Source organism: Pseudomonas agarici (genome assembly GCF_001543125.1).
GTDB classification, from domain to species: domain Bacteria; phylum Pseudomonadota; class Gammaproteobacteria; order Pseudomonadales; family Pseudomonadaceae; genus Aquipseudomonas; species Aquipseudomonas agarici.
In genome coordinates this window covers 2,809,373-2,831,819 of record NZ_CP014135.1, presented here as the reverse complement: position 1 = coordinate 2,831,819, position 22,447 = coordinate 2,809,373, and the positions used below count along the sequence as shown (strand labels likewise).

General features: G+C 57.5%; 20 protein-coding genes, 1 tRNA gene and 3 pseudogenes. 8 read left to right on the top strand and 16 right to left on the bottom strand.

The features are described 5' to 3' along the window. Window positions 1-7 precede the first annotated feature (7 nt). From tssL to AWM79_RS12530, 5 genes and pseudogenes are all read right to left on the bottom strand, one after another. Window positions 8-688, bottom strand: a complete 681-nt coding sequence (tssL, locus tag AWM79_RS12550) for a type VI secretion system protein TssL, short form (protein WP_017133234.1) — start codon at window positions 686-688, stop codon at window positions 8-10. Beyond that, window positions 685-2,040 carry a type VI secretion system baseplate subunit TssK gene (gene tssK / locus AWM79_RS12545; RefSeq protein ID WP_060782986.1) on the bottom strand — a complete coding sequence of 452 codons (1,356 nt, stop codon included), beginning with the start codon at window positions 2,038-2,040 and terminating at the stop codon, window positions 685-687. The genes tssL and tssK overlap by 4 nt, the downstream gene beginning before the upstream one ends. 24 nt (window positions 2,041-2,064) lie before the next feature. Further along, window positions 2,065-3,606, bottom strand: coding sequence for a type VI secretion system contractile sheath large subunit (tssC, locus tag AWM79_RS12540; RefSeq protein ID WP_060782985.1), 1,542 nt, complete (start codon window positions 3,604-3,606; stop codon window positions 2,065-2,067). Window positions 3,607-3,622: 16 nt separating this feature from the next. Beyond that, on the bottom strand, window positions 3,623-4,144 hold the full coding sequence (tssB, locus tag AWM79_RS12535; protein ID WP_060782984.1) for a type VI secretion system contractile sheath small subunit: 522 nt from the start codon (window positions 4,142-4,144) through the stop codon (window positions 3,623-3,625). Between the two features lie 575 nt (window positions 4,145-4,719). Beyond that, window positions 4,720-5,149, bottom strand: a pseudogene (locus AWM79_RS12530) (IS5 family transposase); the annotation flags it as partial. A 146-nt stretch (window positions 5,150-5,295) separates the two neighbouring features. Here AWM79_RS12530 and AWM79_RS25610 point away from each other — a divergent pair. Then, window positions 5,296-5,491: pseudogene (locus tag AWM79_RS25610) on the top strand (IS3 family transposase); the annotation flags it as partial. A 126-nt stretch (window positions 5,492-5,617) separates the two neighbouring features. Here AWM79_RS25610 and AWM79_RS12525 read toward each other — a convergent pair. The 7 genes from AWM79_RS12525 to dapA all read right to left on the bottom strand — a co-directional run bounded on the left by AWM79_RS12525 (window position 5,618) and on the right by dapA (window position 11,516). After that, window positions 5,618-6,490, bottom strand: coding sequence for a NotI family restriction endonuclease (locus AWM79_RS12525; protein WP_060782982.1), 873 nt, complete (start codon window positions 6,488-6,490; stop codon window positions 5,618-5,620). Continuing rightward, window positions 6,487-7,617: a DNA-methyltransferase gene (locus tag AWM79_RS12520; protein WP_082712614.1), complete on the bottom strand. Its 1,131-nt coding sequence runs from the start codon at window positions 7,615-7,617 to the stop codon at window positions 6,487-6,489. Before AWM79_RS12520 ends, AWM79_RS12525 begins: the two co-directional genes overlap by 4 nt. Before the next feature lie 212 nt (window positions 7,618-7,829). Continuing rightward, window positions 7,830-7,919 (bottom strand) — tRNA-Ser (locus AWM79_RS12515). A gap of 84 nt (window positions 7,920-8,003) precedes the next feature. Then, window positions 8,004-8,714, bottom strand: a complete 711-nt coding sequence (gene purC, locus AWM79_RS12510; RefSeq protein ID WP_017132022.1) for a phosphoribosylaminoimidazolesuccinocarboxamide synthase — start codon at window positions 8,712-8,714, stop codon at window positions 8,004-8,006. Between the two features lie 29 nt (window positions 8,715-8,743). Next, window positions 8,744-9,502: an MBL fold metallo-hydrolase gene (locus AWM79_RS12505; RefSeq protein ID WP_017132021.1), complete on the bottom strand. Its 759-nt coding sequence runs from the start codon at window positions 9,500-9,502 to the stop codon at window positions 8,744-8,746. A gap of 5 nt (window positions 9,503-9,507) precedes the next feature. Then, on the bottom strand, window positions 9,508-10,620 hold the full coding sequence (bamC, locus tag AWM79_RS12500; protein WP_060782981.1) for an outer membrane protein assembly factor BamC: 1,113 nt from the start codon (window positions 10,618-10,620) through the stop codon (window positions 9,508-9,510). 17 nt (window positions 10,621-10,637) lie between these two features. Next, entirely contained in the window at window positions 10,638-11,516 is an 879-nt protein-coding gene (gene dapA / locus AWM79_RS12495; RefSeq protein ID WP_060782980.1) for a 4-hydroxy-tetrahydrodipicolinate synthase, read from the bottom strand. 327 nt (window positions 11,517-11,843) lie between these two features. On the opposite strand from dapA, the gene AWM79_RS12490 reads away from it, so the two are divergent. Both AWM79_RS12490 and AWM79_RS12485 read left to right on the top strand, forming a co-directional pair. Continuing rightward, the gene (locus tag AWM79_RS12490; RefSeq protein WP_017132018.1) at window positions 11,844-12,404 is read left to right on the top strand and encodes a glycine cleavage system transcriptional repressor; all 561 of its coding nucleotides are present in this window, start codon (window positions 11,844-11,846) and stop codon (window positions 12,402-12,404) included. 9 nt (window positions 12,405-12,413) lie between these two features. Then, a complete protein-coding gene (locus AWM79_RS12485; RefSeq protein WP_060782979.1) occupies window positions 12,414-12,887 on the top strand; it encodes a peroxiredoxin in 474 nt (157 codons plus the stop codon). Window positions 12,888-12,993: 106 nt separating this feature from the next. On the opposite strand, the gene AWM79_RS12480 is transcribed toward AWM79_RS12485, so the two are convergent. After that, window positions 12,994-14,064 (bottom strand): AI-2E family transporter, encoded by a 1,071-nt coding sequence (locus AWM79_RS12480; protein ID WP_017132016.1) that lies wholly within the window; start codon window positions 14,062-14,064, stop codon window positions 12,994-12,996. 43 nt (window positions 14,065-14,107) lie between these two features. Further along, window positions 14,108-14,347 (bottom strand): sulfurtransferase TusA family protein, encoded by a 240-nt coding sequence (locus tag AWM79_RS12475; protein WP_060782978.1) that lies wholly within the window; start codon window positions 14,345-14,347, stop codon window positions 14,108-14,110. A gap of 126 nt (window positions 14,348-14,473) precedes the next feature. On the opposite strand from AWM79_RS12475, the gene AWM79_RS12470 reads away from it, so the two are divergent. Continuing rightward, a complete protein-coding gene (locus AWM79_RS12470) occupies window positions 14,474-15,907 on the top strand; it encodes a M48 family metalloprotease (protein WP_060782977.1) in 1,434 nt (477 codons plus the stop codon). A 59-nt stretch (window positions 15,908-15,966) separates the two neighbouring features. Here AWM79_RS12470 and nadA read toward each other — a convergent pair whose 3' ends face one another. Further along, window positions 15,967-17,025 (bottom strand): quinolinate synthase NadA, encoded by a 1,059-nt coding sequence (gene nadA, locus AWM79_RS12465; RefSeq protein WP_060782976.1) that lies wholly within the window; start codon window positions 17,023-17,025, stop codon window positions 15,967-15,969. Window positions 17,026-17,247: 222 nt separating this feature from the next. Here nadA and coaA point away from each other — a divergent pair, with 222 nt between their 5' ends. Continuing rightward, a complete protein-coding gene (gene coaA, locus AWM79_RS12460; RefSeq protein WP_017132012.1) occupies window positions 17,248-18,174 on the top strand; it encodes a type I pantothenate kinase in 927 nt (308 codons plus the stop codon). 79 nt (window positions 18,175-18,253) lie between these two features. Here coaA and AWM79_RS24385 read toward each other — a convergent pair whose 3' ends face one another. After that, a complete protein-coding gene (locus AWM79_RS24385; RefSeq protein WP_074861864.1) occupies window positions 18,254-18,796 on the bottom strand; it encodes a hypothetical protein in 543 nt (180 codons plus the stop codon). Between the two features lie 313 nt (window positions 18,797-19,109). Here AWM79_RS24385 and gspE point away from each other — a divergent pair. The 3 genes and pseudogenes from gspE (at window position 19,110) to gspG (ending at window position 22,445) form a co-directional block, all read left to right on the top strand. After that, window positions 19,110-20,802 (top strand): annotated as a pseudogene (gene gspE, locus AWM79_RS12450) (type II secretion system ATPase GspE). Between the two features lie 2 nt (window positions 20,803-20,804). Next, window positions 20,805-22,013: a type II secretion system inner membrane protein GspF gene (gene gspF, locus AWM79_RS12445; RefSeq protein WP_017132009.1), complete on the top strand. Its 1,209-nt coding sequence runs from the start codon at window positions 20,805-20,807 to the stop codon at window positions 22,011-22,013. 12 nt (window positions 22,014-22,025) lie between these two features. Then, a complete protein-coding gene (gspG, locus tag AWM79_RS12440) occupies window positions 22,026-22,445 on the top strand; it encodes a type II secretion system major pseudopilin GspG (RefSeq protein ID WP_017132008.1) in 420 nt (139 codons plus the stop codon). The last annotated feature ends 2 nt before the right edge of the window (window positions 22,446-22,447 follow it).

Here is a 22,447-nt window from a genome sequence, read left to right as displayed (position 1 = left end):
CACGTCCTCACACCTGACCAGGCACAAACGTGGCGATCAGACTGCCCAGCCAATGGTCCAGCCCCCACCAGACGCCGACCAGCAACCCGCCTGCCGCCAGGATATGAATCAATGGTGAGCGCACCCCGTACCGAGGGTTTATTGGATGGCCAGCATCTTGTGTGGTTAATGCCTGGTTGAGCTCCAGAGGCGCCACTCGTGCATTCAAGGCCGTCAGCAACTGCTCACGTTCAGCGTCGTCCGCCGCGTGGTATCGACCTCGAAATCCGAGCATCAAGACCCGCTGGAATGCTGTTAGCACCAGCACATCAGGTGATGGTTGGCGAAGTGATTCGCGCATATCCTCATACAAAAACTCACCTGCCTGGTGACTGCCGAAAAACCGCGTCTGCAAGGGCTGGCTTGCCCACTGGGCATGGGCATCATCCTTGGCGCAGCCGAGCGCGGTCTCGTCCAGCAACGCGCATTGCGCATGGCTGATCAATTCGACGCAGCGTTTGTTCACCCCGGCTTCATTGAGACTCTGTCGAACCTGTTCGACCTGCTTCTCGCAGCGTTGCCACAGGCCCGAGCTGTCTTGCACCGAGGCACCTTGGCGCAGTTCCACCACCAGCAGGTAGCTGTCTTGCAGCAGCGCGTCGAGGTTCTGTGCCGTAAGGGGATGTTTTTTCGAGGGAGTCAGGTTCATGTGCGCAGTACCGCAAACAGTTCAAGCTTGATATCGAGCAAGGTGCTCGGTACATAGAAAGCGCAGGTTCCTTCAGCCAGCATCGCTTGCCCCTTGGCATGGCCAAGATCAAGGGCGAAATACTGGTTTTCCAAGCGCAGCGGAATAGCCGCCGGCACATGGCTAAGTGGCTGTAACGGAACACCGTCAAGCGCCACGTTAACCAAGTAATCAACATCGTCCGGCGTCCCCACTTTGCACAGGCGCGGGAACTGGCTGAGTAACTGCGCCGCCGGCAGGCGGCAACGCACCGACAGGTAGAAGTCAGCACCGCCCGGCTCACGCAGGCGGGCATCGTTGAGCGTGACTTGCCAGCGGTTGGTCCCGACTTCTTCCAGCATCAGGGCAATAACCCGCGATGGCAGGCTGGCCTCCAGTAAGGTGGAGAGGGTGCGCATCAAGGGCGGGAATACGCTTTCCAAGTGTTCATGCCGATAGGCAGGAATCTTGTCGATATCGTGTTCCAGCGAAAAGGTCAGCAAGCTGCCGGCCAGCTTGATCAATTCCAGGTACACCTGTTCGGGATGCCGCGCGGGGTGAGCCTTGAGATCTGCCAATACCGGTTGATAGGTGTTCAACGCGTTGAGCAGCCAGAACAACGACACGTCGGCTACGGCAAAGTCGGCCATGCGCTGATTACTCTCGCGGCGCATACCCATCAGCCGTTGACGCTTGGCGGACAATTGGGTCAATAGGTTATCCAGTTGGTTCAGCAGCCCCGGATGGGCTGCGAAACTGAGCAACGGCGGCACATAATCAGGATCGAAACTCCAAGCCCCCTGCCCGTCGCGCAGCAGACGCAGGATCGGGCAGGTCAGATAATCTGCGTTCTCATCGTCAGCCAAACGCAAGGTCAAGGCGTACTCCAGCACGCTCATCGATTGCATTTCGTCTGCGTAAATATCCTGCACTTGCCGCCAATCCTGGCGATAACGCGTCGGTCGGTCGGCTCTCGTGCCTTCGAACACACAATTGTTGCCATTGGCTTGCTCCAGCGGCAACGCCAACAGCACCGTGGCGGTCTGGGCGTCAGCGGGTAGCAGGCTGGCCAGCTCCAAGGCAGGTGGCAACCGGTCCACATAGTCAGTATCAAGCAATGTGCCGTCAGGCATGCGTACTCGTAGTTGGGTGGCCTTGAGCTTACCCAGCCGCAACGCCTGCAGGTCGAATGCCACACCGAGGACGCCCCAAGGGTGTACAAGGGACAAATGAGCCAGGCTCTCGTTGGCCCACGCCTCCCAGCGCGCTTGCTGCTGGAATTGTTGTGGAGACAATAAGACCCCCGCAGCCCATAGAGGGCGGTCAATCTTCATGACGTCGTTTCCCCACGAAGCGGCTTAGGATTTTGCCTTGGGCATCTGCGAAACCAGCGACAAGTTGACGTCCATGCCTTCCACTTGGAAGTGCGGTACGGCGTACAACTTGACGCGAAAGAAACCGGGATTGTCGTCGATGTCCTCCACCGTCACTTTCGCATCGCGTAGCGGGTGGGAGGCTTGCAGGTCGTCGCCCGGGTCGGTCATTTCGGTGACCAGACCACCGATCCACTTGTTCAGCTCCAGTTCAAGCAAACGGCGGTCCTTGGTGGTCCCGATGTTTTCACGCTGGATCAGCTTCAGGTAATGGGCAATGCGCGACAGCAAAAAGATGTATGGCAGGCGCGCGTTGATCCGGCTGTTGGCGGTCGCGTCGGCGGTGTCATACAGCCCTGGTTTCTGGGCCGAGTTGGCCGAGAAGAAACACGCATAGTCGCGGTTTTTGTAATACGACAGCGGGATGAAACCGAGGTTGGCGAATTCAAATTCGCGGGTCTCCGAAATCATCACTTCGGAAGGAATCTTCACCTGGTTACCCGTGCCCAGGTCGTAGAGGTGAATCGGCAGCTCGGTGACTGCGCCACCCGATTGCGGCCCACGAATCTGTACACACCAGCCGTTGGTGATGAAGCTCTTCACCATGTTGGCCGCGAAGGCGAACGAAGCGTTGGTCCACAGGTATTTCTGGTGATCCGGGCCCTTGACGCTTTCGATATAGTTGAAGCTGCGAACCGGAACGGTGTCCGGGCCATAAGGCAGGCGAGCCAACACCCGAGGCATGAGCAAACCGATGTAACGGGAATCATCGCTGCCACGGAACGCCTTCCACTTAATGTATTCAGCGCGATCAAAGTAGTTGCCGATATCTTTGATGGCGGCCACTTCCTCCATCGACTGTTTGCCAAAGAACGCCGGTCCGACAGAACCAATAAATGGCATATGAGCGGCAGCCGCTACTTTGGAAATATTGCGCAGCAGGGCAATATCCTGCGGGCTGCGGTTAAATTCATAGTTGGAAATAGCCGCGGCTATCGGCTCGCCACCCGGCGTGTCGTATTCCTGGGTGTAGGTATGTAGATACAATCCGCTTTGGGCAATCTCGGGAGCGTCTTCGAAATCTTGGACCAGATGATCCTTGCTAATATCCAGCAGTTCGATACGCACATTCTGGCGAAAATCAGTCTGATCAATCAGCGACTTTACGCCGCGCCAGGTCGACTCGATACATTGAAACTCAGGGTGATGCATGACTGCGTCGAGTTGACGGCTGATCTGTCCATCCAGCAACGCAATGTGTTCATCCAGCAGAGTTTTGTCAAGGCGCTCGACTTTATGCGACGACTGTTTGAGCAGGTCCAGGAATACACTGACTGCCGCCGTTACCCGTTCATCGGCAGAGGCCTCGGAGAGAGCCTCGGTGTGTTGAAAAGCGTCGATGCCATTCAACGCCGCAACCGGACTGAGATTGATCTTGGCGAACAAGGCACCATAGATACCCTGGCCGCTGTCTGCGTTGTGGGGTTTGGTCTGCTGCGAGGGTACGGATGATTGTTCTATGGACATATGAAAAATTTCCTTATTAACGTGCCGAGGGCAATGAACGATCTTCTTGCGGGACCAGAGCGGCCAGTTCAGCTCGCAGTTCCTCACTCAGCGCATCGTCCTTGAGGATGCGCTCCAGCTCATGGCGAAAGGTGGCGTTATCCAGCAGGTTGGACTTGAGGTCGCGCAGCAGATTGCGCATCGCCAGCAGCGCTCGCAGTTGCGGAATCTGTCGCGCTACCTGCTCAGGCTCAAAATCTTTCATACGTTGGAAACTCAGCGCGACTGCGGTGCCAACATCGCCATCGGCCAGGGTGTTCTCCACTGCCAACTTCAGGCTCGGAGAAAACTCGGCCAGCACACTGTCGAAATTGTTTTTATTAATTTCAGTTTTGTTTCTTTCAGATAACGGGCGCTGCTCCTTGCCATTGCTGTAATCGCCCATCACCATCAGCTTAAGCGGTAGTTCGATTTTCTTTTGCGCGCCACCGGTGTGCAAATCGAGCTTAATATTGATCCGTGCCTTGGGCACCTCATTTTGAAAGCTGCTTGAAGCCATAAATCCTCCAGCGAAGCAGAAAAGTTACATCATGAAAACCAGGCAGTCCGAAACGACAGGTGGTACTTGGCGCACTGCAGGGTAGGAAATTTTCCCAAGAGAATTCTAATCAGCTCCTAAATTTAAAAACAACTACTAAATAATCAAAAAATACAAACTATCGTTAATTATTTTTTGTATGTAGGATTGATCCTAAAGACATATAATCCCTTTCCAATATTGATGTGCACAGTAAATCACACACAACACTCAAAGCGCTTTGCAGTCGAGGCAACACCCGCCCTATTACAGGCCGAACATGAAATCGCAAAAATGAAAATCAGCCTGACGGAAGCTCGTATTACTCATTAAATCAGCGGAAAACCAGGCTATTCACACCCACTACTCGACGGAAGCCTCATTGAAAAATAGCAAGCAAAAATCTTCTTGAGTGAGTTGGAATTCATATAACCCCAGAAAACCACGAAGAAATATAATATTACACTTTGCACAACGGCCTTTAAGTAGCGAACTTCAAATATCGCTGAATACTGGCATCACGGATGCAAGGTTTAGCGCACGCACTTGAGAGCAGCAACTGCATCGGCGTCGCTCGGCAGATGGATCTTGGTCGTCAGTTCCCACGGTGGCGGCAAAACGCATGGTCATCAAGCCGCCTTTTCTCACGATACGCGACGAAGATCGGGTTGCGCGTGCGGCAGTCGAATCGATCATCCACGGTTGCAAATCGATCAGACCCTGTTCATTCAGCCTGAGATGTAAGCGCCTGAGCATTTTGTCGAACGTTCCTCGGTTGCGCCAATCTCGAAACCGTTGATAAACCGTTGACCAGGGGCCGAAATGCTCAGGCATATCCCGCCAGGCTGCCCCGGAGCCGAGGATCCAGAGAACACCGTCGAGCATTAGCCGATCATCGACACGAGGCCGACCTCTGTGAGGCCTCTCTGTGAAAAGATCAGCGACCAAGTCCCAGGCCTTATCAGAAAGTTCATAATGCTTTGGCATCACAGGATTCCTTTCCTTGAATAGTAGCCAACTCTACAAAATATCCATGCCAGAGTGGGCGTGGAGCGGTTTCCTCCCATTTCGTACAGCGCTAAAAAGAGTGTGGATGAGCGAGACTCATGAAAGACAGGACGTCGTTTCGCCCGCTCAAGCAGATCCGTGAATTGCAACGGATGCTGGGCAAAAAAGATGGGAGCAGAAATCCTCAAGGAGGCCGCGAAGAACGCTCGATCACGAAAATGGATTGCACACTCACCCTTGTTGCCGGGACGACCAGTGAAGCGGGTCAGCAAATGCTTCGGTGTCGCACGCTCGCAATTAACGGTTCGAGTCAAGCAATCTGTCTGGTGACTACGTGGCGCACATGTCCAAGTCGGGTCGGGAAACGGCGCTGTGTAACTTGGCAATTGCCTTTGAACACTACAGTGAGCAGCATCCGCATAGTGACTCGACACCTTAACCCATACGTCACACCAAACTTTCGGGTGTGCCAACAATCTGAAATAAAGTGCGGTCGGAAATTTTAACTTGTAAAGCTGTCAATACTTTTTCCAGCTCCACGCGAGCCTCAGCCTGAAGCCCAAGACACATGCCGATACCATCTGCATCTGTACTAAGGCGGGATGACATTGAAATTTTGTAGTCTCCGGCACCGGCATTATCCATTTTGTACGCATGAAGATGCATTGAATCACTAATCAATGCGGGAGCTTTTAGATGGTCAAATTTGAACTCTCTGGTCATATAACTCAAAAGCTTATCCTGAACAACCAGCACTAATTTCTTATTAATATGCTCAAAAGTTTGAACTTTATGATGCATTTGGACCAAAATAGTTTTTGCGGTCATCTTCCAGTTCATACCGAAAGTTTTAGTAGAGTCTTCAGCACCATCGATCCTAGGTAGCCCTAACTCTTTTAGCATTCTCTGACGCTCAGGCCAGACAGTGCCAGTAGTATCGAGCGTCTGCAGCTCAATCCCCACAAAGTCCTTCACCTTTCCATCTTTTACCGAGACCAGGAAATAATCCACACTACCGCCCGGAATCGAAACCTCAGGAACGATATGAAGTTCATTCCCGGGCTCATGTGTTGTCAACAAATGAAAGCAATCGGTAAATATCTGCCTGCGCTCAATTAATCGAACTGGACAGATTATCACTGGCTCCGACGCTTTTCCGTACAGCACGCTGCAAGTGCCAATGGAAATCTCCGGATTAGACTTCCTAACTTTGTAACAACGCTTATTGGTGTAAGAGCAGCGCTGGTGATTGATAACACTATGCCAGTCCACGGAGTGATTATGTGTGCCCTTCCCAAATAATTCGATTATTTTGCTCATAGCGGCGTATTGCACCTGTCTCTGGTCATCTCAAGATACCGCTCGGAGATATCGATACCCACTGACTTCAATCCAAGTCGTTGGGCTGCGACCATCGTCGTTCCAGTACCACAAAACGGATCAAGCACGATGCCACCGCAAGGGCAAGTGGCCAATAACGGTATACGACATAGATCCAACGGATAAGGAGCAAAATGCGTTTCGCGTCCCTGTGTGTCCTCAGGAATAATATCCCAGACGTCAGATGGCTTGCTCCCTTTAGGATGGTATTTCAAAAAATAGAAACCTTTGTCGCGAAGTTCTTTCGCTCGCCCAGACACTTTTTCGCTATCGGAGTGTGTTGTTCTTTGCTGCCCACGAATAATCATACGGAAATCAGACACTTTTCCATTAGAAAGATCGCCGAGGATAGACGACAATGCAGAATGCGCAGCCAACTTCTCTACCTCACTTAATGAGGTCGATAGCTCGATCTGCCGCTTGTACCGAACACCAGACACGCCGGTTGCGGAAACGATTGATCCGTTTACTACTTTAGCCTCTCTAGGCTTGGACCTGACTGCGTCAGCATTGTAGTAATAGTTTTTGGCCTGTTTCACAAAATGAAACAGATTCTCATGAACGTTGCCGAGACGGTCTTTAGTGTTATCCATACCGCCTTTTAGCTTATTCCATATAACACTGTTTCTGAGTATCCAGCCTTGGTTGTCCGTAAGCTCAAAAACCACTCTCCAAGGTATTCCAACCAAACCTTTACCACTGTAAGAATCGCCGAGATTTAGCCAAAATGATCCCGTTGACTTGAGTACCCTTTTCAGCTCCAAAAACACAGCAGAAAGGTCTAAAACAAAATCTCTGTAGTCTTTTTCCAGGCCTATGCCACCGTTTTGATATTCGCGCTTACCCCAGTACGGTGGTGACGTCATTGCAAAATCAACGGACTCATCAGGGAGAGCCTTCAGCACGGCCAGGCAATCTCCATTGAGAAGAAGCGGACGTGTGGAAGATGATTGGCCATACGTTAGAAGCGCTGCGCAGAAATTTTCCTGGACGATTGTTGAGGGCTCAAACGCACCACTCTCCTGCGCAGAAATTTGTATGGGGTCTTCAGTTTCTGTGTAGGTCATGGGGTGTCCACGGCGAAAGCTATTGAAAGGGATACAGGATCGCCTTCGAACGCTATTTGGTCAAAGCCGAAGGCACCGAGGCTGAAGACATCCGCTTAAGCCCGAAACGTATACCATAGCCAATGATCCAGCCCCGCAGCATGGTCTACAGCATGGATCTCAAAAGGCAGGTACAAAAAAGCCCTGATAAATCAGGGCCTTGATGATAAATATGGCGGAGAGATAGGGATTCGAACCCTAGGTACCGGTGAAGGTACAACGGATTTCGAATCCGTCCCATTCGGCCACTCTGGCATCTCTCCAACGGCGCGCATCATAACAACACTTTTGCCGGAAGCGAAGCCCCAATTGCAAAAAAATTACGTGCTATCAAATGCTTGCGTCGATTACAGCGGTACGCCCAGGCGCTTGGCGACTTCCTCATAAGCTTCGATGACATCACCGAGGCCCTGGCGGAAGCGGTCTTTGTCCATTTTCTTGCGCGTTTCCTTGTCCCACAGGCGGCAGCCGTCCGGACTGAACTCGTCACCCAGGACGATCTGACCATGGAATACACCGAATTCCAGCTTGAAGTCCACCAGTAGCAAACCGGCGTCGTCGAACAGTTTGCTCAGCACCTCGTTGACTTTAAGCGACAGTTCCTTCATGCGCACCAGTTGCTCGGCAGTGCCCCAACCGAACGCTACGACGTGGGATTCGTTGATGAATGGGTCGCCCTTGGCGTCGTCCTTGAGGAACAGTTCGAAGGTATACGGGTCGAGCTTCAGGCCCTCTTCGACACCCAGGCGCTTGACCAGGCTACCCGCCGCGTAGTTGCGCACCACGCACTCCACCGGAATCATGTCGAGCTTCTTCACCAGGCACTCGTTGTCACCCAACAGTTTGTCGAATTGGGTCGGCACGCCGGCTTCTTCGAGTTTACGCATGATGAAGGCATTGAACTTGTTGTTCACCATGCCCTTGCGGTCGAGCTGTTCGATGCGCTTGCCGTCGAACGCCGAGGTGTCGTTGCGAAACAGCAGGATCAAGCGGTCGGCGTCATCGGTCTTGTAGACCGACTTGGCTTTGCCGCGGTAGAGTTCTTCACGTTTTTCCATGATGGGCTCCGCTTGTTTAAGTTGTGGGGCTAGGCGATGTGTCGCCAGTCGAGCCCTGAATCTTGATCGGCCAATTGCAGCCAGTCCGGGTCGCACCCGAGGGTGCCGACAAAACATTGCCGGGCTAGCTGCGGCAGGTTGTTCTTGCTGCTCAAGTGGGCCAGCACCAGATGTTGCAAGCCTTGCCAACCCAACTGGGCCACCAGGCTCGCGGCCTGGTGATTGTTCAAATGTCCCCGCTCACCACCGACCCGCTGTTTGAGAAAGGTCGGGTAATGTCCCCGCGCCAGGAGGTCCTGGCAATGGTTGGCCTCGATCATCAGCGCATCGAGGCCACTGTAGCTGTCCATGACGCTGGCGCAGTACGATCCCAGGTCGGTCAGTAGGCCGAAGCGCCGCCGACCGTCGTTGAATACATACTGCGTGGGCTCCAGGGCGTCGTGGGCCACGGCGACGATGTCGATGGCCAGCGAACCGAGCTGTAAGCTCTCGCCACCCGCCACGAAACCCGCAGGTTCGATGGGCTTGCGCATCCCGCGCAAGGTTCCGCGACTGAGATACACCGGTAGATTGTAGCGCCGAGACAGCAAACCCACGCCATGCACATGGTCGGCATGTTCGTGGGTCACCAGGATCGCGCTCAGTTGCGCTGGACTCATGCCCAGACGCGCCAGGCGGCGCTCGGTTTCACGCAAGGAGAAACCACAATCGACCAGCACGCAGGTGTCGCCACTGGCTATCAGTGTGCCGTTCCCTCGGCTGCCACTGCCGAGAACGGCAAAACGCATGGCAATCAGCCCAGGTTGTCTTGAATCACGCCCAACACTTTGCGCGCTACTTCAGCCGGCGCCACGGTGTTGATGTCCTTCTCGACCGTCACCTGCACGCTGTCACCGACCTGGCTCAGGCGAACCTGATAACGCTCCGCACGGGCTTCGATTTCTTCTTTGACCGGTTTACTGCCAAAGAGCCTGCTGAAGAAGCCGGGCTCTTCGTTTTTCCTCTCGGCTTTTTCCGCCAGGTTGATGTAGTACAGGCCCAGGCTGCGGTTGATGTCTTCAACGCGCCATTCGCCCTGCTCCAGCGCACGACCGACGCTCGACCAGGCACGGTCCAGGTCTTCGCCGACATTGAGCACCGGGTTGCCGCTACCGTCCTGGTTCAGGCTGACACGGCTCGGGGTATCGAAATCACGTGCCGCCAGCAGCGACACCGAACCGCCCTTCTCGGCGCTACGGCTCATGCTCGACAGCATTTCGTCGATCAGGATCGAGTCGCGACCGATATTGACCGAACGTGTGGTGAAATCGACATTCGCGGTGCTACCCGCCGGACGCTCGGCGCTGACGACGTAGATTTCACTGCTATTGCGCTGTACACCCGGCTCGATACGAACCCGCACACGCGCTTCGGTATCGGCGGAGCTGCCGGTGCCCAAGCGCTGGGCTATGTTTGCGGACAGCTCGTTGGCACGCTGCCAGGCAGTGGTGAACTCGCCGGTCTGCGGGCGCTGGGAGTCGATGCGAAAACCGTTGTCCTGGAAGAACTGCATGGCCAGCGACCAGACTTCAGCCGGGGCGTGTTGGCCCATGATCCAGCTCGAATCGCCGCTTTTCTGCAGGCTGTAGTCGCTGGCACTGGCCGCTGCCTGCAACGGCTGCGGACGCGGTACTTCGTATTCGCCCTTGACCGTTTCGGTGGCGACGTTGCGTGGAATAGGCAACAGCGGGTCGAGACGCTTGCTGGTGGAAATATCCGGCGGCAACTGCATGGCAGGTGTCTGTTGCGCCTCCAGGTAATCGCTGCCACGGTCACGGAAGTAACCTTCCGAGCCCCAAATCCAGCCACAACCGCTGGTGCTGGAGATAATCAAGGCAAGTGCGCAAAGTCCGGCCAATCGCTTCATGCGGTGTATTTCCTCAATTAAACCAGGACGCCGGACTGACGCAAGGCCTGCCGCAGCGGTTCGTGACTCGGGGTGCTGAGCCAGGTGAGCGGTAGACGGATACCGTCCGGCATCAGGCCCATCTCATGCAGCGCCCATTTCACGGGAATAGGATTGGATTCGATGAACAGGGTCTTGTTCAGCGGCATCAGTTTCTGGTGGATCGCCCGGGCGGTGACGGCGTCGCCACGCATCGCAGCGGCACACAACTCGCTCATTTCACGCGGGGCGACGTTGGCAGTCACCGAGATGTTGCCCTTGCCGCCGAGCAGAATCAGCTCGACCGCGGTGGCGTCGTCGCCGGAATAGACCAGGAAGTCGCTGCTCACGCCAGCCAGAATCGCCTTGGCACGGTCCAGGTCGCCGGTGGCTTCCTTGATTCCGATGATGTTCGGCACGGTCGACAGACGAATGACGGTCTCGGCCTGCATATCGCAAGCGGTACGGCCTGGTACGTTGTACAGGATCTGCGGGATATCGACGGCTTCGGCAATGGTTCGAAAATGCTGGTACAGGCCTTCCTGAGTCGGCTTGTTGTAGTAGGGGGTAACCAGCAGGCAGGCGTCGGCACCGGCGGTTTTCGCATTGGTGGTCAGTTCGATCGCTTCACGCGTCGAGTTGGCACCCGTGCCGGCGATCACCGGAATGCGCCCCGCCACCCGGTCAACCACACGACGAATCACTTCGATGTGTTCGTGCACGTCAAGGGTAGCCGACTCACCTGTGGTGCCGACCGCGACAATGGCGTTGGTGCCGTTTTGCAGGTGGAAGTCCACCAGTTTGCTCAGGCTGTCCCAGTCAAGACGACCCTGTGCATCCATGGGTGTGACCAGTGCCACCATACTGCCCGCAATCATGCAACCGCTCCTGCCGGAAAAAGAGAGCGGTAATGGTACTGGCGCCATCAGCCTTGTACAAGCGAAGTACTCACCATGAGCATTCCCCTTGGCGCTGCTTTTCGCTACCCTTCAGACTTTGATCGGTACTGAGTCAGTCACGCGCCAGGTTTCAGCCTTCCTTTTCGCTGCCCGAAACCCGATCCAGCCTTGCCATTGCTCGCTCTCGCCCTTGCCTGAGCCCGGCGCAAGCGTTTGATCCACGGCGAGGTCAATGACTTGTGAATACCGGAACCCGACCCGCGACGCCCTTGTCGTACCGACCGCTCATCGCTTTAGGAATGCTGCATGTCCACCCCCACAGTCCGCGAACAATTCCTTGTTATCAGTGCCCTCGGCGCCAACCCCATGGAGCTGACCAACGTCCTGTGCCGCGCCAGCCATGAAAATCGCTGCGCCGTCGTGACCTCGCGTCTGACCCGCCACGGCGAGTACAGTGCGTTGGTCCTGCAGATTTCCGGCAGTTGGGATGCCCTGGCTCGCCTCGAAGCGGGCCTGCCGAACCTGGCGAAAAAGCACGCCCTGATCGTCAGCATGGTGCGCAGCGGTGCTCTGGAGAATCGTCCACAGGCACTGCCTTACGTCGCTTATGTCAGCTCGGCCTATCGCTCGGACATCATCAACGAGTTGTGTCAGTTTTTCATCGACCACAACGTCGAGCTGGAAAACCTCACTTGCGACACCTACCTGGCGCCGCAGACCGGCGGCACTATGCTCAACGCCACCTTTACCGTGACCCTGCCGGCCGGTGTGCAGATCAGTTGGCTGCGCGACCAGTTCCTGGATTTCGCCGACGCGATGAACCTCGACGCGCTGATCGAACCGTGGCGCCCACAAAATCCCATGTAAGGAGCCAGCATGGCCGTTTTCATCAATGAAGCCGTCACCGATTTCCAGGCGCCGGCCACCAGCGGGCAAACCGTCAGCCTCGCTGCCCTCAAGGGCAAGCAGGTGGTGCTCTACTTCTATCCGAAGGACAGCACTCCCGGCTGCACCACCGAAGGCCAGGACTTTCGCGACCAATACGCAGCGTTCAAGGCCGCCAATACCGAGGTTTTCGGTGTTTCGCGCGACAGCCTGAAATCCCACGAGAACTTCAAGAGTAAGCAGGCGTTTGCGTTCGAGTTGATCAGTGACAAGGATGAAGCTGTCTGCCAGCTATTCGACGTGATCAAGCTGAAGAAGCTCTACGGCAAGGAATACCTGGGTGTCGAGCGCAGCACCTTCCTGATCGATGCCAAAGGCGTGTTGCGTCAGGAATGGCGTGGCGTGAAGGTGCCGGGCCATGTAGATGCGGTGCTGGCAGCTGCCCAGGTGCTGAACAAAGCCTGATCTCTACAGCGTTGGTATGAGCGGGCTCGCGTGCTGACTTGTCCGCGAAGAGGCCGGCAAGGCTTCGCGGGCAAGCTCCACTACCAATGCCCTCTCAACTTAGCGATTACAGCAACGGAGCCACCATCGGTTCCTTGCGCGGCCAGGCATCCAGCACTGCCTTGAACAGCGTGGCCAGGGGAATCGCAAAGAACACTCCCCAGAAACCCCATAACCCGCCAAACAGCAAGACCGCACAGATAATCGCCACCGGGTGCAGATTCACCGCCTCGGAGAACAGCAGCGGCACCAGTACGTTGCCGTCCAGGGTCTGAATAATCCCGTACACCGCCATCAGGTAGATGAACTGATCGCTCCAGCCCCACTGGAACAGCGCGATCAGCATCACCGGTACGGTGACCACCACCGCGCCGACATAGGGCACGACCACCGACAGCCCCACCAACAACGCCAACAGAGCGGCGTAGTTGAGTCCCAGCGCGACAAAGGCGACATAGGTCACGCCACCACAGATGATGATCTCGATCACCTTGCCGCGAATGTAGTTGGCGATCTGCCGGTTCATTTCCTCCGCGACCCGGGTAATCAGCGCCCGCTCGCGGGGCAGGTAGCCACGTACCCAGTCACGGATGGTCGCCCGGTCCTTGAGGAAGAAAAACACCAGGATCGGCACCAGCACCAGGTAGATCATGATATTGACCAGCAGCGGCAGGCTGGATAGGGAAAAGGTCAGCGCCCATTGGCCGAACTTGCCGACTTCCCCCCGCGCCACTTCGATGGCCTGCATCACCTGCTCGTCGGACACCAGGTGCGGATAACGCTCAGGCAGCAACAACAGCAACGACTGCCACTTGGCCAACATCCCCGGCAGCTCGTTGAATAAGGTGATCATCTGATGCCAGAGCAGCGGCACCACCACCAGCATAAACAGCAACAGGCCGCCCATAAACAGCGCGAATACCAGGCCGACCGCCGCCGCGCCAGGCAACCGCATGCGCTCCAGGCCGAACACCAGCCCCTGCATCAGATAGGCCAAGACCATCCCGGCCAATACCGGCGCGAGCATCTTGCCCAGGGTCAGTACGGCGGTGAACGCCAGGAACAACAGGACCGCCAATACCACCGCTTCCTCATCGGAGAAATAGCGCTGGATCCAGTCTCGCAACACCTTGAACATCAATATTCCTTAAAAAATCGACGGCAATTTCAGCGCCAGAGAATCAGGCCTTGCGCAACCAGTAACGATAGACCCCAGCTTCTTCCTCTTCGCGCAATAGCGTGTGCCCGGCCAGCCTGGCAAAGGTACGAAAGTCGCGCTGCGAACCGGCATCGGTAGCGATCACCCTGAGCACGGCGCCACTGACCAGGCGATTGAGTTCCAGCTTGGCCTTGAGCAACGGCAGCGGACAAGTCAGGCCGCTGGCGTCCAGTTCGGCGTCGTAGTTTACAGCGTCGGTCATTACTTCACTCCTGGCGGCGCGCCGGGTCGATTATTAGGCCACTAGGATAGCCCAAGCGATGCCACCTCTGGTCGTTCGCGTGGTGTGCGGCTAAAGTAAGGGCTTTGCCGAATTAGAGCCTTGTGCATGACTTTTCTGCGCCCCACCCTGTTGACGCTCGCCTGCCTGCTCGCCGCCCCTGGCTTCGCCGACGACCTGCCGTCACTCGGTGATGCCAGTTCCGCCATCGTCTCTCCCCAGCAGGAATATCAACTGGGTCGTGCCTGGCTGAGTCTTTTGCGCAGCCAGGTCAAGCAATTGAACGACACGCAGCTCAAGGATTACGTGGAAACCACGGTCTACAAGCTGGTGGAAACCAGCCAGGTGCAGGACCGACGCCTGGAATTCATCCTGATCGACAGCAACCAACTCAACGCTTTCGCCGCTCCGGGTGGCATCATCGGGATCAACGGCGGTCTGTTCCTCAATGCGCAAACCGAAGGCGAATATGCTTCGGTACTGGCCCACGAACTGGCGCACTTGTCGCAGCGCCACTTCGCCCGAGGCGTGGAAGCCCAGCAACGTATGCAACTGCCGATGATGGCGGCGCTGCTGACCGGAATTATCGTTGCCGCCGCCGGCGGTGGCGACGCGGGTATCGCGGCCATTGCCGGGACACAGGCCGCCGCTTTCCAGGAGAGGCAACGCTTCTCTCGCCAGAATGAACAGGAAGCCGACCGCATCGGCATTCTCAACCTGGAAAGGGCCGGCTACGATCCGCGCAACATGCCGACCATGTTCGAACGCCTGATGCGCATCTACCGTTTCGATGCCAAGCCGCCGGAATTCCTCCTGACCCACCCGGTCACCGAATCGCGGATCGCCGACACCCGCAACCGTGCCGAACAAGCCAAGCCCGGCGGTATCGAAGACAGCCTGCGTTATCAACTGATCCGCGCTCGCGTGATGCTCTCATACGAGGACTCACCGGGACTGGTGGCCAAGCGTTTCCGCATCCAGTTGGACGACAACCCCAAGTCCGATATTGCCCGTTACGGCCTGGCCATCGCGCAGATCAAGGGCAGCCAGTTGAATGACGCACGAGAGACCCTCAAGCCGCTGCTGGTCAAGTCCCCCAGCGAGATTATCTACAACCTGGCTCAGATCGAACTCGATATCGCCAGCGGCCATCTTGCCGATGCCGTGGCACGTACCGACCGGATGCTGGCCTTGTATCCGGGCAATTACCCGCTGAACCAGGCCCATGTCGACCTATTGGTCAAGCAGAACAAGCCTGCCGACGCGGAGAAGATCCTGGTGAGCCTGCTCAAGACGCGTTCGGACGATCCGGATATCTGGTACCAGATCGCCGAGACCCGTGGCCAATCCGGTAATATCATCGGCCTGCACCAGGCCCGGGCCGAGTATTTTGCCCTGGTAGGCGACTTCAAACAGGCCATTCAGCAACTGGACTTCGCTAAGCGCCGTGCGCCGAACTTCCAGCTGGCATCGCGCATCGATGCACGGCAAAAAGAGATGATCGACCAGGAACGCATGGTCAAGGACATGATGGGCGGTTGATAGCCTTCACCGACAAACAGACCTGAACAGGTTCAGGGCTGTTTGTCGGTGAAGGCGGATCAGGCGTTACCGGCCAGTTTCAAACGCGCGGCCTGGGTGAAATCCAGCATGCGTTTGAGCGGGCGAACCGCCCGGGGAATGATCGAGGGATCGACGAAGATCTCGTTGTTACCCTCGCGCAGGCACTGCAGGGTGCGTTCGAGGGTGTTCATGGCCATCCACGGACAATGGGCGCAACTGCGGCAGGCCGCGCCATTGCCGGCGGTCGGTGCTTCGACAAAGACCTTGTCCGGACACAACTGCTGCATCTTGTAGAAAATGCCACGGTCGGTGGCCACGATAAAGGTCTTGTTCGGCAAGGTTTGCGCCGCCTTGATCAACTGGCTGGTGGAGCCCACTGCGTCGGCGAGGTCGATCACCGATTCGGGGGATTCCGGGTGCACCAGGATCGCCGCATCGGGATACAGCGCCTTCATGTCTTCCAATTGCTTGGACTTGAATTCTTCATGAACGATGCAGGCACCGTCCCAGAGCAACATATCGGCGCCGGTCTGTTTCTGGATATAGCGCCCCAGGTGCTTATCCGGCGCCCAAATGATCTTTTCGCCGTTGTCCATCAGGCTCTCGACGATTTCCAACGCACAGCTGGAGGTCACCACCCAGTCGGCTCGCGCCTTGACCGCCGCCGACGTGTTGGCATACACCACCACCGTGCGTTCCGGGTGTTGGTCGCAGAAGGCGGAAAACTCCTCCACCGGGCAGCCCAAGTCCAGCGAGCAGGTGGCTTCGAGGGTTGGCATCAGGATGCGTTTTTCCGGGGTGAGGATCTTCGCCGTCTCGCCCATGAACCGCACGCCGGCCACCAACACTGTGCTGGCCGGGTGAGCGGCGCCGAAACGGGCCATTTCCAAGGAGTCGGACACACAGCCGCCGGTTTCTTCGGCCAGGGCCTGAATCACCGGGTCACAGTAGAAGTGGGCTACCAGCACCGCGTCCCGAGCCTTGAGCTCGGCGGCGATCTCGGCACGGAGGGTCGCCTCTTGCTCGACGCTCAACGGTTTGGGCTGCTTGGCGTCGAGGTGGGCTTGAACCAGAAGGCGTTCGGAAATCTGCGTCATGTTCGCAAGACCTGCAAGCGCGTAAGCGCGAAAGTCGAGTATACCCCGGCGCTGATGTAGCATAAGGCGACCGGGAAAGTAAATCCATCAGGCATGGAGTGCTTTTCAGCGCCGCAAGGCTACAGAATATCCAATGGATTCAAAAGATTATTCTGAGCTGCGGACACGCGAGGGTCAGTCGATGGATAATCCGCCCATTGACGAGACGTGGGACAGTAACCGATGACCGCAGATGACTACCTGGTAATGAACCGCACGGAGTGGGCGGGCCTGCGCGCCAACACACCCCTGACGCTCTCGGAAGAGGATCTGTCGACTCTGCGCGGGGTAAACGAAGACATCTCCCTGGAGGACGTCGCCAACGTCTACCTGCCGCTGTCGCGGCTGATCAGCCTGCACGTGGGCGCGGCCCGCCATCTGGCCGGTATCAAGGACACCTTCCTTGGTCGGGCAAGCCCACGGGGGCCTTATATCATTGCCATCGCCGGCAGCGTCGCGGTGGGCAAGAGCACTTTTGCCCGCGTCCTGCAGGCCCTGATGGCGCGCTGGCCGGACCATCCGAACGTCGCCCTGGTGACCACCGATGGTTTCCTCTACCCCAACAGCACGTTGGTTGCCAAGGGCATCATGCACCGCAAGGGTTTTCCGGAAAGCTACGACCGCCGGCAAATGGTCAAATTCCTCGCCGCCGTCAAGGCCGGCGAAGGCGAAGTCCGGGCGCCCATCTATTCCCACATCAGCTACGACATCGTAGCGGGCGAACACCAGACGGTGAATCGGCCGGATATCCTGATCTTCGAAGGGCTCAATGTCCTGCAAACGAACGGCGCCGACGAACCGAAACCGAGCACCATTGTCTCTGATTTCTTCGACTTCTCGATCTACCTGGATGCCGAGGAAGAGGATATCGAACAGTGGTACGTGGACCGTTTCCTGCTGCTGCAGAAAACCGCCTTCCGCGCACGCGGCGCCTACTTTCGCAAGCTGGCCGACCTGACACCCGAGGAGGCGCCTGATGCGGCGCGGCAGATCTGGCGGGATATCAACCGGGTCAATTTGCTGGAAAATATCCTGCCGACCCGTAAACGGGCCGACCTGGTGGTGCGCAAGGCCGGCAATCATTCGGTGAGCGAGATTTGGTTGCGCTAAGATATTCGAGCATCGACATCGCAAGCGCCTGAAACGGGAAGCAGAGCTTCCCGTATTACAACGATGAGACAGTTGAATATCAATTCACAGTAAAGAGGATGGGCGCCCCAAGGTGGGTGACTTTCCTCGAACCGAGAAGAGCGCAGCCCAATAGTGCGAGGCTCAAGGGGGGACTGGCAGTGATAGACATCGTATGGTTGACTTCGTGCGGGCCGCTGACGATCTTGAATTGAGCGCCAAAGGGCCCGAACGGCAGTGGGAAGAACGACGGACTTGTAGATACATAGGTCGCCGTTCCCGTTGTATTATCATCCCAGGTAATCGTCATGACGGGCGGCGTGGCCAACGTGAAACCCGTGCATGATGCGCCGCTGAAACTGGTGGTTATCGTGAGGCTGGCCGGTTGAATGGACGTCCCCACAATTGCACAGCCCGCCACCGACACGACACTGCCCTGCGCCGATATGGTCTGGGAGGCCGGGCTCGGCGAGAGTCCGGGCGAGATGACGGCCCCCAGCGTTCCAGTACACCCCACAATAGCGGCCGAGGCCGGTAACGCGCACAAAAGACTCAACAACAGAAAAACCGAGCCCAGTATTTTTTTAGCAGTAGAGTTGGACATGATATCGCTCCTGCGAATCGGACCTTCGATCGACATGATCGAAAGAATGGAAACAACTGCTTTTCCATCCACGCCAAACTATCCACCCCCTAAAAAAACTGCCTACTGTCATTTCTGACAGTTCGGACCAGTGGTTGCGGCTTTTTTTCCTCAGCCTTATTTGTTCGGAGCGCATCCCGGAGTTCGCGATGATGCTCCACTAGCAACACTTACGCCCCGACCAACGGTCAGCAAAACTGTCATTTCTGACAGTAGTCGCCCGAGCGCTTCAGGTTCAGGCTGTGCCAGAGGCATGGAGCCTGGAGAGCGCATCATGAACGCCCCGATGTCCCATGACCTGGGCAGGCTGGCTATCGATTGGCTGGTCGACAAAGGTCGCCTGAAACTCGCCGATGTCGACCGGGCTCACCCACTGCAGGACGCCAGCGCAGGCCACGACTCGACCGAACTGCTGGCGCGCCTTGGTTTGGTCTCGGAGCAGGACCTGGCGCAGGCCTGGTCGACCCTGCTCGAAACTCCCCTGCTGACGCTGACAGACGCGCCCGATCGACTGAAAGAACCACCCGAACTGGCGCCACGCTTCCTCAAGCAGCATGGTCTGGTGCCTCTGTCATCCATCGGTGACGAGCTGCATGTACTGATCGCTAATCCGAACCAACCCGACGCCCTGCATGCGCTGGAATATGCCTGTCAATGCCGCCTGCGCCTGTCCATCGGCCAGCGCAGCGATATTGAGCAATTGATCGAGCGCTACTACGGCCGAGATGGGCACCCTGGTAGAAAACCTGGAAGAAGACCCCGACAATCAGAAAACCGATATCGAGCACCTCAAGGATCTGGCGTCCGAAGCTCCGGTGATCCGCCTGGTCAACCTGCTGCTGCAACGGGCCGTCGAACAGCGGGCCTCGGACATTCATATTGAGCCGTTCGAGAACCAACTCAATGTCCGCTACCGGGTCGATGGCGTGCTGCATTTGGCCGAAGCGCCACCCGTCAGTTCCTCGGCGGCGGTGATTTCGCGTATCAAGATCATGGCTCGACTGGATATCGCCGAACGCCGCCTGCCCCAAGACGGCCGCATTATGCTCCGCGTGCAGGGCAAAGAGTTGGATTTGCGGGTCTCCACCGTGCCCACCAGTTTCGGCGAGTCGGTGGTGATGCGTCTGCTCGACCGCCAGACCGTGACGTTCGATTTCCAGAGCCTGGGCTTCGACGGCACACGCCTGGAGGCGTTGCTGAACGTGCTCGAACGGCCCCACGGTATCTTGCTGGTCACCGGTCCTACCGGCTCGGGCAAGACCACCACGTTGTACACCGCATTGGCGCGGCTCAATACCGCCGAGCGCAAGATCATCACCGTCGAGGACCCGGTCGAATACCAGTTGGAGGGTATCAATCAGATCCAGGTCAAACCAGGCATCGGCCTGGATTTCGCTGGCGTGCTGCGCGCTATCGTGCGCCAGGACCCGGACGTGATCATGATCGGCGAGATGCGCGACCTGGAAACCTGCCGAATCGCCATCCAGTCCTCGCTGACCGGCCACCTGGTGCTTTCCACCCTGCACACCAATAGCGCCGCCGCCAGCATCACCCGCTTGCTGGACATGGGCGTCGAAAGCTACCTGATCGCCTCGACGGTGAACGGTATTCTCGCTCAGCGCCTGGTGCGCCGGTTGGCTCCCGAATGGCGGGAAAGCTTCGAGGCCCCGGCGGAACTGGTGGCCGAACATCAGTTGGAGCGCTTCACCGACGAACGCCCGATCCGCCTCTACCGCCCGCGCACCGATGCACCCGGCGGCGGCTATCGCGGGCGCGGTGCCCTCAGTGAATTGCTGGTGATGAACGACACCTTGCGCTCGCTGCTCATGCGCCACGCCGATGCTGCAACGCTGGAACAGGCAGCCCGCACCGCCGGGCTGCGAACCCTGTACGAGGACGGCTTGCGCCAGGCCTTGGCTGGTATCACCAGCCTTGAAGAAGTCCTGCGCGTCAGCCGTGGCGAATAAACATGGAACACTATCGCTATCGCGCCCTGGACCCGAATGGCAACGCCCTTGCTGGCGCACTCGAGGCCGAGAATGACGACGCGGCCGCCAGCCAGTTGCAGGAGCGCGGCCTGCTGGTATTGCAACTCGAACCGACGGCGTTCGCCACCGTATCCAGCGCGTCCTGGTTCAAGCGCCCGCCTCTCGTCGGCGACGAACTGGAGCGCTTTACCCAGCAACTCGCAACGCTGCTGGATGCCGGTCAACCGCTGGAACGGGCCCTCAATATCTTGGCCCGTCAACCGGGCAAACCCCAGTCGCGACGCTTGCTCGAACGCATTCGCGACCGGGTCAAGGGCGGCCAACCGCTGTCAACGGCGATGGCTGTCGAAGGCCCATCGTTCTCGCCGCTGTACCTCAGCCTGGTGCGCGCCGGGGAAGCCGGCGGCGCGCTGGGCGACACCCTGGGACAACTGGCTAACTACCTGGAGCGAACCCAGAAAGTGCGTGGCGAAGTGATCAATGCATTGATCTATCCAGCCTTCCTGTTGGTCGGCGTGCTGGGGTCGCTGGTCTTGTTGTTGGCCTATGTCGTACCGCAGTTCGTACCGATCTTCAGTGGCCTGGGCGTGCCCGTGCCGCTGATCACCGAGGTCATCCTCGGCCTCGGCCAGTTCCTCGGCCACTACATCCTGTACCTGCTGGGTGCCATGGCCTTGCTCTGCGCCTGGCTTGGGCAACGCTTGCGCACAGCCCAGGGACGCCTGCAACGGGACCGCCTGATGCTACGCACGCCCGTCGTCGGGCCGTTGCTGCTGCGCCTGGAAACCGCTCGCCTGGCCCATACCCTGGGCACGTTGTTGAGCCAGGGAGTCGCACTGATCAGCGCCTTCGATATCGCTCGGCAGGTCTGCCGAAACCAGGTACTGCGCGATGCGGTGGAACTGACCATCGGCAAGGTCAAGGACGGCAGCCGGCTGTCGGTCGCCATGGACTCCACTGCGACCTTCCCGGAACTGGCGATCCAGATGATTCAGGTCGGTGAGGAGTCGGGGCAGCTTGACCGGTTGCTGCTCAAGGTCGCGAGCATTTTCGACGCCGAGGCCAAGCGCCATATCGATCGCCTACTCGCCGCCCTGGTGCCGTCCCTGACCCTGGTCATGGCCGTGCTGGTGGGCGTGATCATGCTGGCCATCATGCTGCCGTTGATGAGCCTGACCAATAACCTCTGAAAGGAACCCGCCATGCGTCGTGATCGTTCGCCACGTTACCACCAAGGTTTCACCCTACTGGAGATGCTCGCGGTGATCGTGCTGCTCGGCGTGATCGCTACCATCGTCGTGCGCCAGGTCGGCGCCAATGTCGACAAGGGCAAATCCGGCGCCGGCAAGGCACAGTTGGCCAGCCTGTCGATGAAGATCGAAGGTTACGCCCTGGATATCGGCGCCCCGCCCAAGGAACTCGTCGAGCTGACGAGTTCGCCGGCTAACGTGCGCCTGTGGAGCGGCCCCTATGCCAAACCCAGCGACCTGCTCGATCCCTATGGCCATTCGTTCGGCTATCGCGCACCAGGTGCGCACGGGGCCTTCGACCTGATCTTCTTCGGCAAAGACGGGCAACCCGGTGGCGACGGCTACAACGCCGACCTGGGCAATTGGGAATAGCC